The organism is Psychrobacter sp. (genome assembly GCF_049295055.1).
GTDB lineage: Bacteria > Pseudomonadota > Gammaproteobacteria > Pseudomonadales > Moraxellaceae > Psychrobacter.
This window is the reverse complement of record NZ_JBAQQF010000049.1, coordinates 130908-144468: the sequence shown is the minus strand read 5'-3', so window position 1 is coordinate 144468 and position 13561 is coordinate 130908. Positions and strand designations below refer to the sequence as shown.

Below are 13561 nucleotides of genomic sequence, written 5' to 3'. Positions count from 1 at the left end.
CCGTTTTAGAACATGATATTTAAATTTTCTTACCAAGTACTGACTGTCATCGCCTGATGCATTTATTACATATAATCTATTATTTATTTAGACAATCTGCTATTTAGACAGCTCATCTACGCTGATACCAAGACCACCAGCGATTAAATTTTGTTGCTGCTGAACGTGTAACTTTGCAGAACCTGTTGCCGGTGCCGCACTAGCAGGACGTGCAACCGGCTCCATCACTTTCGCTTTGGTTGGATGCGGTACAACAATGCGGTACATGTGTGGCGCCAAATAATACCAAGCACCTTGGTTCAATGGCTCTTCTTGCGTCCAAACAATTTCTTCTAAATTGCTATATTTTTCAATTTCAGCAACTAAACGCTTTTCTGGTAAAGGATAAAGCTGTTCAATACGCACGATTGCAACATGGTCTAAACCTAATGCACGGCGCTGTTCTAGTAAGTCATAATAAACTTTACCACCACATAGCACCATACGAGTCACGTTGTCCGCATTTTGCTCATCCATCTCTGGCAATACCGTTTCAAACATACCATTTGCTAATTCTCCTAATTGAGAAGTAGCAAGCTTATGACGCAGCAAGCTTTTCGGTGACATCACGATTAGCGGCTTGCGAATTGGACGCACCGCTTGACGACGTAACGCATGATAAATCTGCGCAGGCGTCGTTGGTGTAATGACTTGCATGTTGTCTTCAGCACATAACTGCAAGAAGCGCTCAAGACGAGCAGATGAATGCTCAGGACCTTGACCTTCAAAGCCGTGCGGCAACAACATAGTTAGACCACAAACGCGCTGCCATTTGGTTTCACCACTGGCGATAAACTGGTCAATCACTACTTGTGCGCCGTTGACGAAGTCACCGAACTGCGCTTCCCATACGACCAGTGCATTTGGCACTGTGGTCGCATAACCATACTCGAAAGCCAATACCGCTTCTTCTGATAATAATGAGTTATAAGTCGCAAAACGGGCTTGTGTTTCACTCATGTGAGCAAGTGGCACATACATGCTGCCATCTTCAATGTTATATAGCTCACTATGACGATGTGAGAAGGTACCACGGCCTACATCTTCACCAGTAATACGTACCAATACTTTATCATTATCGACCAGTGACGCATAAGCTAATGTCTCGGCAGCACCCCAGTTTAGCGGCTCTTCGCCTGTTTGCATGGCTAAGCGTTGTTCGACGACTTTTTGTACTTGGCGTTGTAGCTTATAGCCTTCTGGCATCTCCGCCATACGGCGTCCATAACCTTTTAGCACTTCAATATCAACGCTGGTATCCCACTCATCGACCAACTCATGACCGAGATAAGGTTTCCAATCGACAAATAGCTCTTCGTTAGGCTCGCTCACTAATGAGTTAGCAACGTATTCACCGCGATCTAACGATTCACGATATTCATCTTCTAAGCGCGTCTCGTCTTCTTTACTCAGCAAACCTTCTTCGATTAGCTTTTGCGCATAGATAGTACGAGTGGTTGGTAGTTTCTTAATCACTGCATACATCAGTGGCTGAGTGGCTGAAGGCTCATCCGCTTCGTTGTGACCATTGCGACGATAGCAAAATAAATCAATGATGATATCTTTATCAAACTCATGGCGATAATCTAATGCCAATTGAGCCGCAAATACGACAGACTCAGGATCATCACCATTTACGTGTAAGATTGGCGCATGAACCATTTTTGCCACATCAGTACAATATTCGGTTGAGCGTGCATCTTCTTGACGACTGGTAGTAAAGCCCACTTGGTTATTAATAACAATATGAACTGTGCCGCCTGTGGTATAAGCACGGGTTTGTGACATCTGGAAAGTTTCTTGCACTACCCCTTGACCGGCAAATGCGGCATCCCCATGAATAACGATCGGCAATACTGAATTACCTGTCTTATTATCATGAAGTGGCTGATCGTTACGACGTACTTGACGGGCGCGTACAGAGCCTTGTAATACCGGAGCAACGATTTCAAGATGCGATGGGTTAAACGCTAATGCTAAATGTGTCTCGCCACCGGGAGTCATCACGTTTGACGAAAAACCATTATGATATTTAACGTCGCCTGAGCCTTTTTCTGGCTGAACTTTGCCATCAAATTCGTCAAACAAATCCGCTGGATTTTTACCTAGAATATTTACCAGTAGGTTTAAGCGTCCACGGTGAGCCATACCGATGACCATCTCTTTGGTACCATAACTGCCAGCACGTTGGATGATTTCATTGATAGCAGGGATAAAGCTTTCGCCGCCCTCTAGACCAAAGCGTTTAACGCCCGTGTATTTACGAGCAAGATACTTCTCTAAACCTTCGGCAGCAGTTAGTCGCTCAAGAATAGATAAACGTTTTTCTGTATCAAATTTAATATAGCCTCGATTGCTCTCGAGATATTTTTCCATCCAGCGCTTTTCTGTGCTGGTGGTAACGTGCATATACTCTATGCCAATGTAACGGCAGTAGACGCGCTCCATGATTTCAATAATCTCACGTAGCGGCGCTTCGTTCTTACCGATATTTAAATCATTGGTAGGAAATACGGTATCGAGATCGGCTTCAGAGAGATTATGATACGCAAGCGTTAAATCCTCTATTTCCGCGCGTGGATTTAGATCTAATGGATCAAGCTTAGCATGGCGATGGCCGCGGCGACGATAGGCAGAAATCAGCTGCTGTACACCCATTTTCTTAGGGCTGCCAACATTGCTGCCTGATTGACCGGTAGCAGAGTTACTTGCTGTAGCATCGATCTTGTTAGCCGTTTGATTGCGTGCTAGCAACAAGAACTGGTCTTTAATCGCATTGTGCTGCGCATCGTTTGGCGACTTGTATTGTTTAAAATACGTCTGCCAATCCGTATCAACGCTATTAGGATCGTCTAGATATTGCTCATAGAGTACTTCAATATAATTGACATTATCAGCGGCCAGTTCAGTTTGGTCTGCGCTTATTTCTTCTTTGGTTATACTATTCATAATAATCGTCTATTTGATAGATAAATGAATGGAATCGTGCTTATTATTGTGTAATCTGTTGTGTGCAAGCTATTTAGGACTAACTATTTATGACCAGCTACTTATTACTAAATATTTAGTCGCAGTTATTTAAAAACAGCCTAATTAAGTAACGGCTTATTGAAGTTAGGATATTATTAAGATTAGGTGCTATCTAACGATAAAAGGCGTGGTTACAACAACTAGACTATAATTATATTTATTTGTGAACGTCCAGTTTTCTTATATGGCTCGTTTCACAACATTAATTTATATATAATCCTATTTGCTATAACCAAATTGTTACTTATAAGGTTTTAAACGAGTGTTTTTTCTTTCAGATGGCCTAATTATTGGCTATTTTTGCTGAAACAACTTCCTGTTGTAACTTTTTAGCCAATATTGTGCCAAATACATATTGCCGTATAGCGTAACATGACTATTTTATAGCCCATAGTTTGTTTGTTCAATACTAGGTATTTAGGTAATGAATATCGATTATCATTTTGAGCAACTTATACCCGATTGACATTACACGCGTTCATACCTTATTACTAAGCTGTAATCATAGCTTTGGTATTATATACCTTCTATCATCGTCATTCACCCCTATAATCTTGTAATAGCAAAGCATTTTTTATGGTTAGTCATTACTATTTATAATTATATAGGCAGACGCATCAGATAACAGGTTGTCTTACATATGAGCAACGTATTGTTAGTATCGCCTTACGTGCCATGATTATTCTGCTGCAAATTCAAATTTTTCTCTAAAAAAGCTAATCAGGCGGTGCTGCTATAGGCTACCGTTATGTTTGTCTTAATGAACAAAAAAACACCACCTAAGACAAGGTGGTGTTTTTTATTGTGCCATTATAATGCTAATTGACCAAAAAAGGTAACTTAACCTGCCTGATCGATTAACAAATTGCGCAGATGACCAATGGCTTTGGTTGGATTCAAGCCTTTTGGACATACTGATACACAGTTCATAATACCGCGGCAACGGAATAAGCTGAATGGATCGTCTAAACGCGCCAAACGAGCACGCGTGTCCGTATCACGACTATCCGAAACGAAACGATTGGCATTCAATAGCGCAGCTGGGCCTAAGAACTTATCAGGATTCCACCAGAATGATGGGCAACTGGTTGAACAGCAAGCACATAAAATACATTCATATAAACCATTGAGCTTGTCACGCTGCTCAGGTGACTGCAAGCGCTCTGTTGCTGGCGCTGGTTGGTCATTAATCAAGAACGGATGTATCTTTTCATATTGCTCATAGAATTGGTTCATATCGACAACCAAATCACGAACCACTGGCAAACCCGGTAACGGACGAACCGTTACTTTTTCAGGCAAAGTGTTCATGTTGATTAGACATGCCAGACCATTTTTACCATTAATATTCATGCCGTCAGAGCCACAGATGCCTTCACGGCACGAGCGACGGAAGGTGAGGGTTTCATCTTCCTTTTTCAGGCGTAATAACACGTCAAGCAACATACGATCTGAGTCTAGTAGCTCAATCGTATAGGTTTGCATGCGTGGCGCTGCGTCCAGATCAGGATCGTAGCGATAGATTTCGATGGTGCGAGTACCTCGGCTCATAATGCTAAACTCCACACGTCGGTGATGGCGGGCTTACAGGGCTTACAATACTTATAATATAAGGATTGCAATATATCAGCGCTAATACTTCTGAATCATAGCGCTGATATCAGCTCGTAGCTGGCGGTCACCTTTTTAATAAATTAATAAGGGATAAAACGTTGGTGCTGCTTTTATATATCAGATATAAATCATTCACACGCAGTCTAGAATTAATAGACGCGCACTTTTGGCTCGATATAATCGACCGTCAGTGGGATTTTGCGAACGGGTTTATAGATAACTTTATTACCTTCAGAATACCATAAGGTATGCTTCATCCAATCGTTATCGTTACGGCCGTTTGGTGCATAGTCATCATCTTCAGGACGATCATAATCAGAAACACTGTGCGCGCCGCGACTTTCATGGCGTTGAGCAGCCGATATCATCGTGGCTTTTGCCACCTCATAAAGATTGCCAACTTCAAAAGCTTCGATACGAGCCGTGTTAAAGACTTGTGATTTATCAGCCAAATGGATTTGATCGATTTTTTCACCTAGCGCTAAGATTTTTGCAACGCCTTCGTCCATCATTGCTTGCGTACGGAATACGCTTGCATGCGTTTGCATGGTTGCACGAATCTCATCCGCTACTTCTTGCGCATTATAGCCTTCAGTCGACTGTTGCAATTTGTCTAAACGACCCACAGTGTAATCAAGTACACGAGGATTCAATGGCTTATAGTTATGGTCAGCATGATGGAACTCATCAACGATATGCTTACCTGCCGCACGACCGAATACTAATAGATCCAATAGCGAGTTGGTACCTAAGCGGTTGGCACCGTGGACACTAACGCACGCACATTCACCGATAGCATAAAGACCTTTAACCACGTTGCCTTTTTGATATAGACCGTCTTCATCAGCGCCTGCTTCTAAATCCGGTACAATCACTTGACCATGAATCGTCGTTGGAATACCGCCCATCATATAGTGAATGGTCGGGATAACAGGGATAGGCTCTTTGGTAATATCGACATTGGCAAAGTTTTTACCAATCTCAAATACTGATGGCAAACGCTTCATGATGGTTTCAACGCCCAAATGCGTCATGTCCATCACGATATGGTCAGCATTTGGACCACAACCACGGCCTTCTTTGATTTCTTGATCCATAGAGCGAGAAACTAAGTCACGTGGTGCTAAGTCTTTAACGGTTGGCGCGTAACGCTCCATAAACGCTTCGCCATCTTTATTACGTAAGATTGCGCCTTCACCGCGGCAACCTTCGGTCAATAGTACACCTGCACCATGAACGCCGGTTGGGTGGAACTGCCAGAACTCCATATCTTGTAATGGAATACCTGCGCGAACGGCCATGCCAATACCGTCACCAGTATTAATATAAGCGTTAGTAGAGGCGGCAAAGATACGACCGGCACCACCTGTTGCCAATACCGTAATCGGTGATTGGAACACAGCGACCGTACCGGTTTCTTGTTCAATCGCGATAACACCGTTAATATTACCGGCATCGTCTTTGATCAAATCAAGCGCAATCCACTCAATAAAGAACTCAGTACCTTGCTGCAGATTTTTCTGATACAGCGTATGTAATAGTGCGTGACCAGTACGGTCAGCAGCAGCACAAGCTCGTTGAACGGCTTTTTCGCCATAGTTTGACGTATGACCGCCAAATGGACGCTGATAAATCGTGCCGTCTTCATTACGGTCAAACGGCATGCCCATGTGCTCAAGCTCATAAACGACTTTTGGTGCTTCACGGCACATATATTCAATCGCGTCTTGATCACCCAACCAATCTGACCCTTTAACGGTATCATAAAAGTGAAAGTGCCAGTTGTCATTGCTCATATTACCCAAACTTGCGCCAATACCACCTTGCGCTGCAACAGTGTGCGAACGGGTTGGGAATACCTTGGTAAGGACTGCAACCTTCATGCCCGCTTCGGCTAAATGCAATGAAGCACGCATACCTGAGCCGCCGCCACCAACGATGACCGCGTCGTAGTTCAGGGTTTTAATATTGCTAATGGTATTATCTTGTCTAGTTGCCATTACGGTTTTCCTAATGCCTGTTAATGCTTACGAAGTAAATACAAGGGCTGTTTAATAAAACATCATCGTCGCACTGCTGAGTATTTTTATGCTCATTTATCGCACGCTTTAATTAAAAATGACGCTATAAACAACCTTCAACCACTTACTAAAATTTGCATAATCATCATTATATAAAGTATGGCTTAGTCATCTACTCATTAAGTATCTGCATAGAGCTCACACAATATAATATTACGACTCTTATATGGCTACTAACGAACTGTCTTTAAATACTTTATCAGCCAATAAAACTGACCAAACAGTTCGCCATTATTTATAACATTCAGAACTTATGAGGTATAGAAATCTGAAAATTAAACGGCAACAACACCGAAGCCATTACCCCAAAAAATCATGATGCCCCAAAATAGAAAAACTAAAATAGCGATAATCATTAATGACTGTAGTACCAAACGCAGACCTGCTGCACTTGAGCCCAATTTACCAGTCGTAATATAATCAGTGAAAACCGTCCACATACCAATCCAAGCATGACCTGCTAGCGCTAAAACAGCCAACAAGCTGAACAGGCGCATCGGTAGACTGGTCATGAATTGTGACCATTCAATGAAGTTCACCTCACCATGAGTTAAAAAGAAGCCCAGTAGTACCACGCTGTATACGGCTAAAATGACAGCACTGATACGCTGGATAATCCAATCGCGTGTGCCTGAGCCTGTCAGACCCGTTGCACTTTTGATTCCTGAATCGTTTTTTATCATTAGAACATCACCCATACAAATGACGCGACAATTAAGATTGCTGCAATTACAAAGCTAATCATAGAAGCGGCACGGCCAGATTTTAGCTCTTCGTTCATGCCCATATCAGCAAATAAATGCTTGATACCCATCACAAAATGATAAGCAATGGCGGCGACAAAAATCCACGCCAAAAAGCGAACGAGAACATTGTCAAATACGGTTTCAAAACTCTCAGGCGACGCCAAAGAATTCTGCAATAACCACAGCATGACAGGGATAAGTAGAAATAAAACAATGCCAGATATACGATGCAAAATTGAAGCTATTGCAATCGGTGAGCGGTTCACGCTAATCACTTGGCTTAATGGGAGGTCAATAGGTCGGTTGCTTTTCACAGCGGGCATCCTTTTTGCGGTTATGCCTGGTAGTTACTTATGATTTAGCAATCGTCTGCCAAATACACTGAGCACCACACAAGACGAATAAAGTAAGGAAGGGCTAGCTGACTTCGTTTAATTTGCGCTAAATTTAAAAGGCGGACATGGGTTATACGGTTTTTATAGACGGTTTAACATAGCTCATTAAACGGATACACCCTTTCAATAACAACCTTTTTACTTACTTTTAAACAGTAAGAACGAAGCATGGAATAAATCGATTAACTGTTCTATTTTTACGGGTTTTCATTAACAAAAAAAGATAACGCCAAGATAACGCTATAGTGTCATCTCTATATTATCATCTTTTGTTAAGGTAAACTTCACTGCCGGCTATTTAAAAATAGAACAGTTAACAAAAACATTCAAGCGATAAGCTATGTTTTGGCCTATAAACGGACTGTCCAATCGTAACAAAGTATGAGCAAAGCAAGGCTTTACCCGTTATTTATTAACATGAATGATCAATTTGCGCAAAGCTAGTGCCAGTTAAATCCCTCCAATTATAAAAGGCCTGAGCCCTAATTACAAATTTATCCCCTAAATAGTGGTTATTAGAAATTAATTAACAAAAAACTGGCTATTTGCAATATGAATTCATTAGTATTACTCAGTCTCAATAAGGCATAGACCCAAACGAATTGGTCGGTCACTCATACTCTGTCTGTTTTATAGTATGTGGGATTAAATATCAGGGCTTATTACCTTGCTAAAAACCCCTTATTATTATAATGCTAATGAGAACCATTACATTCTGATGAATGAGACGGTTTACAGCTGAATTACTGACTAGACATATTTTGATACAAAGTTTACAGTACATAAGTACTCTGAAACCGCGACAATCACAGACCTTGCAGGTAAAAGTCTTTTCAAAACCTAAGTAATAACTGCTAATATAGCTTACATACTGAATGGGTTAAATTCATTTTGACCGTTTGACTATTGATGACGCGAAGGTATGCGTCGGTATAATTTTATTCTAACAATCCAAAAACAATGGAGAGCAATTTATGGCTGACACTAATGCCAAACTAACAGTAGATGGTAAGGAATACGAACTTCCTATTACAAAAGCTACTTTAGGACGCCCAGTTATTGATATCGATGCATTCCAAAATGCAGGTTACTGGTCTTACGATCCTGGCTTCAAAGTAACTGCTCCAGTTGAATCAAAGATTACTTATATTGATGGCGGTAAAGGTGAGCTGTTATATCGCGGTTATCCTATTGACCAACTAGCAGACAATGCCGAGTATTTAGAAGCGGCCTATGCGCTGATTCATGGTGACTTGCCTAATGCTGAGCAAAAAGCCGATTTCTTTGAAAAAATTCGCAAGCATTCAGCGGTTCACGACCAACTGCGTAAGTTCTTTGAAGGCTTCCGCCGTGACGCGCATCCAATGGCGATTATGGTTGGTGTCGTTGGTGCCTTATCAGCATTCTACCCTGAAAGCGCCGATGCCGTTGATGGTCATCATCGTGAAATCACTGCGGTTCGCCTAATTGCTAAAATGCCGACGCTTGCTGCGATGAGTTATAAATACTCAAAGGGCGAACCGTTCATGTACCCACGCAATGATTTGAGCTATGCTGAAAACTTTGTCTACATGATGTTTGCAACCCCTGCTGATGTTGACTATAAAGTGAATCCTATTATTGCTAAGGCGATGGATAAGATTTTCACTTTGCATGCAGATCATGAGCAAAACGCTTCTACCTCTACCGTACGTTTAGCTGGCTCTACTGGCGCAAACCCTTACGCTTGTATCGCGGCTGGTATCGCCGCCCTTTGGGGTCCATCACATGGTGGCGCCAACGAAGCTGTGCTTGAAATGCTAGATGAAATCGGTTCAGTTGAAAACGTTCCTGCATTTATGGAAAAAGTGAAAAGCCGTGAAGTGAAGCTAATGGGCTTTGGTCACCGCGTCTATAAAAACTTCGATCCACGTGCGCAAGTCTTAAAAGAAACCTGTGATGAAGTGCTACAAGCACTAGGTATTAATGATCCTAAGCTTGAGCTTGCTATGGAACTTGAGAAAATCGCACTTGAAGACCCGTTCTTCATCGAGCGTAACTTGTATCCAAACGTTGATTTTTATTCTGGCATTATCTTAAAAGCCATTGGTATCCCAACGTCAATGTTTACCGTTATTTTCTCCCTAGCTCGTACTTCTGGTTGGATCAGCCATTGGTTAGAGATGCATAGCGTACCTTTCAAAATCGGTCGTCCACGTCAGTTATATACTGGTGAGACGAAACGCGATTTTATTAAGGTTGAAGACCGTAAGTAATAAATAGTTATAAGTTAACTATAGTCCTTAAAAAAGGCTTTTAGAATAAAAACCTTTAGAACAAAAAATCTCGCCATGTGCGGGATTTTTTTATGTGCATTTAACAGTATCAGTTCAATGTTTGACGTTATTTTTTCTTACTTGAACTCCTTTAACGTCTGCTCATATTTGGCAATCTGTTCGTCATAGCCTTTAATGGTTTCGTTAAACTTCGCCATCAGCATTTCAAACTCTTTTTGTTGATTTAATTTCATCTGCTGCATATCAAGCACTTGCTGGGCTTCGATTTGTTCCCAGACTTGATGCTGGATAATCAATCGCGCCAGTGCTGGGCTTTTTGCACTGACTCTGCCAGCGATTTCTGCATGTTCAAAGAGGTGAGGTACCAAGGTTGCCATATTAATTAAGGTATCAGTATCTTCAGCATTAAGCGGCGTAGTAACAGGCTGATAAAGCGCTTCCATTGCCTGCTCATAGCGTTTTACAATCTGCTTTTCAGTCAATATCACAGGCTTACGCGGCTCTAGGCTAATACGTTTTAACACCGTTAAGTCGCGCTCACCGATTTCAGTGCTGGTATTCAATTCAGCGTCCGACGTAGAGTCGCTACTCATATCACTGTCTGCCGCTGCATTATTCGCTGATTCAGTAGTTGCTGATTCAGTAGTCGCTGGTACTGGTGTCTGCTCAGAACTTGTCGCATCAGTTTTGCCTGCGGTAGCCAATGATTGACTGTCACTGACTTGGTTATTGCCAGCGTTAGAATCATTAGCAGAAGTATCAGTTGCGCTATCAACCAATAAAGAGTTTGCACTATCGGAGCTATCAGCAGCTTGTAGTGACTCATATTCTGCTTGCAAGCGCTCCTGTAGTCCTTGAAATTGAGTAACGTATAAAGGCTTAAACTGTTCTATGCGCGCGGCAGCTGAGTCACTTTGTGGCATAGGTTTGCTGTCTTCAGCGCTCGTTTGCTCACTGGTTTGCTCACTATTGTGAGTATTATCAGGCGCAGTCTCTGCTGCTTGCTGCTGACAACCGCTCAAGAACAACATGCCTGTCAGTGTTGCAGCAAGTAACGTCGGAGCTTGACGTGGGCTCATGATGCCTTTATCTGCAGGATTATGAGGAGCAGCAATATTAGGTTTTGCTAGCAAAAATTTAAACATCCGAGTACCTATCCTTTATTAAAAGCAAAATATTAAATAGCAATATAAAGAGTATACATAAAAATTAAAAGTTGAATGAGCGGTCACTATGCTGAGTGTTATTAACAGACTGCGCTGCTAGAAACGGTATACAGGCTTCTAAATCTTGACAGTCTTGCCCACGCTGACGACGGATAAAGTAATCTTGTACCATACGGGCTTGTTGCTCAATACCGTACTTAAAAAATGACTTTCCTGACTTTAGGACATAATTATAGCGTCGGTTAATAAGTGCACCGCGCACAACTTTCAGTCCATATTGCAATTGCCAAACGTGCGTCAGCTCATGAATCAACCAACTCTGCTTATTAATAGAAACATTACTAAAGTCTGTTATCCAATCATTTGGATTAAAATATATATTACCATTGGGACTGACTGCATAATTTTTGAGTACCCACCAAGCAGTTTTGAGCTGAACCTCATCAAGTCTAATACTGTCACCAAAAACTGAGCGTGCAATCGCAATCTCTCCAGCACTCAAAGACCGTGACTTTTTATTCGAACCATTTGAACGAATTTTTTGCTTAAAAAACTGCTTGAATCTTTGGTGAGGCATAATGGCGTCTTTACCTTGAGCTAAATCTATTTTATTAAGCTATTAATAAGGGTAAAAAGGTCAAAATTAAAGTCCCTAAGACATAAGCTGTACACTTACATGACCTTTCTTAACGTAAAACTGCGTTAGCCTAGCTTATGCAATAAATATAAAAATTGGCTTATGTTTCACTTTGGTTTCTGTTTTTAAAAATAGAGGGTTTTATTCCTATGTTCCCTACCTTTCATGCCGACACTCCTCTTGCACAACGGATGCGCCCTGCTACGCTCGATGCTATTATTGGGCAAGAGCATTTGCTAGCTGAAGGCGCACCATTACGACGCTTGGTTGAGCAAGGCCATTTGCCCTCTATTATTTTGCACGGTGAAGCTGGTATTGGCAAAACTACGATTGCGATGCTATTAGCAGATGCCGTTCGTCGACCCTTTCATGCACTATCAGCTATCAATACTGGGGTCAAACAACTGCGTGAAGTGTTAGATAGCAAAGATTCATTGAGCTTTGAGTCGCCGGTGGTTTTTATTGATGAGATTCATCGCTTCAATAAGGCACAGCAAGATGCATTACTCGGCTCTGTAGAATCAGGTGATATTACCTTAATTGGCGCGACCACCGAGAATCCGTCATTTAGTGTCAATAATGCTCTACTTTCACGTTGCCAAGTCTATCGTTTAGCACCACTTAGTAGCGAGCAAATCGCTGCAGTATTACAGCGCGCACTCTCAGAAGATAGCGTATTTAAAAAACTGGCTATTGATTTACAGGCGCAACATGCAATTAGTCAGTTGGCCCATGGTGACGCCCGTAAAGCACTGAATTTACTAGAGCTCGCTGTACAGACTGCAGATTCAAAACAGTCACCTATTGTGATTAATGACGAGCTAATAGCACGCGTCGCCCAGACCGCGCTAGTACGTTATGATAAAGATGGTGAACAGCATTACGATATTATATCGGCCATGATAAAGTCAGTACGAGGCTCCGACCCTGATGCCGCATTATATTGGATGGCGCGGATGTTGGTTGGCGGTGAGCCTGCTGATTTTATTGCGCGGCGCTTGGTGATTTTGGCCAGTGAAGATATTGGCAACGCCAACCCTAATGCCTTACTCCTCGCTGATGCCGCCCTACGTAGTGTCCAGTCGATTGGCATGCCAGAAGCGCGCATTATATTAGGACAAGTGGTGGTTTATCTGGCGACCAGCGCCAAAAGTAATAGCACTTATAAGGCCATTAATGCGGCCATGGCGCTAGCAGAAAAAGATGCCTCTCCCGTGCCTCTACATCTGCGTAACGGTGTCACTAAACTGATGCGCGAACAGGGCTACGGTAAAGACTATGAGTATCCACATAATTATCCTAACCATTATTATGTGCAAACTTATTTGCCTGACAATCTAGTAGGCACGCGCTTTTATGAATTTGCCGATAATCAGCGTGAGCAACACAGTGAGAAATTTATATCATGGCTCAAAGACCAAGCAGCCAGTAATGACTAACGACTCATAATATTACTGACTGGATCGCTTAAGGCCTAAATATCAGCGATGATTAATAATACTTATCGCTATTTTTGACGTACTAATCGCAATAGTAAGATTATGAAACGGCACACTGGGGTGAAAAGCGTTAAAATG

9 protein-coding genes are annotated in these 13561 nt (G+C 42.1%); 2 read left to right on the top strand and 7 right to left on the bottom strand.

Annotated elements, in window-relative coordinates; all coding sequences use genetic code 11:
• Nucleotides 1–99: 99 nt before the first annotated feature.
• From WAZ74_RS07305 to sdhC, 5 genes are all read right to left on the bottom strand, one after another.
• Nucleotides 100–2988, bottom strand: a complete 2889-nt coding sequence (locus WAZ74_RS07305) for a 2-oxoglutarate dehydrogenase E1 component (RefSeq protein ID WP_422307338.1) — start codon at nt 2986–2988, stop codon at nt 100–102.
• A 921-nt stretch (nt 2989–3909) separates the two neighbouring features.
• A complete protein-coding gene (locus WAZ74_RS07300) occupies nt 3910–4620 on the bottom strand; it encodes a succinate dehydrogenase iron-sulfur subunit (protein WP_089555730.1) in 711 nt (236 codons plus the stop codon).
• Between the two features lie 212 nt (nt 4621–4832).
• The gene (gene sdhA / locus WAZ74_RS07295) at nt 4833–6683 is read right to left on the bottom strand and encodes a succinate dehydrogenase flavoprotein subunit (RefSeq protein ID WP_422307335.1); all 1851 of its coding nucleotides are present in this window, start codon (nt 6681–6683) and stop codon (nt 4833–4835) included.
• Nucleotides 6684–7039: 356 nt separating this feature from the next.
• The gene (gene sdhD, locus WAZ74_RS07290) at nt 7040–7426 is read right to left on the bottom strand and encodes a succinate dehydrogenase, hydrophobic membrane anchor protein (protein WP_422307410.1); all 387 of its coding nucleotides are present in this window, start codon (nt 7424–7426) and stop codon (nt 7040–7042) included.
• A 20-nt stretch (nt 7427–7446) separates the two neighbouring features.
• Nucleotides 7447–7833 carry a succinate dehydrogenase, cytochrome b556 subunit gene (gene sdhC / locus WAZ74_RS07285; RefSeq protein WP_079690599.1) on the bottom strand — a complete coding sequence of 129 codons (387 nt, stop codon included), beginning with the start codon at nt 7831–7833 and terminating at the stop codon, nt 7447–7449.
• Between the two features lie 1046 nt (nt 7834–8879).
• Between sdhC and gltA the strand changes: the two genes are divergently transcribed.
• Nucleotides 8880–10160 carry a citrate synthase gene (gene gltA / locus WAZ74_RS07280; RefSeq protein WP_422307332.1) on the top strand — a complete coding sequence of 427 codons (1281 nt, stop codon included), beginning with the start codon at nt 8880–8882 and terminating at the stop codon, nt 10158–10160.
• Between the two features lie 137 nt (nt 10161–10297).
• Here the strand turns inward: gltA and WAZ74_RS07275 are convergent, their stop codons facing one another.
• On the bottom strand, nt 10298–11326 hold the full coding sequence (locus WAZ74_RS07275; protein ID WP_422307330.1) for a hypothetical protein: 1029 nt from the start codon (nt 11324–11326) through the stop codon (nt 10298–10300).
• Nucleotides 11327–11390: 64 nt separating this feature from the next.
• Entirely contained in the window at nt 11391–11924 is a 534-nt protein-coding gene (locus WAZ74_RS07270; RefSeq protein WP_422307328.1) for a type IV secretion protein Rhs, read from the bottom strand.
• Nucleotides 11925–12133: 209 nt separating this feature from the next.
• Here WAZ74_RS07270 and WAZ74_RS07265 point away from each other — a divergent pair, with 209 nt between their 5' ends.
• Complete coding sequence (locus WAZ74_RS07265) at nt 12134–13423, top strand: replication-associated recombination protein A (protein ID WP_422307326.1); 1290 nt, start codon at nt 12134–12136, stop codon at nt 13421–13423.
• Nucleotides 13424–13561: the final 138 nt, after the last annotated feature.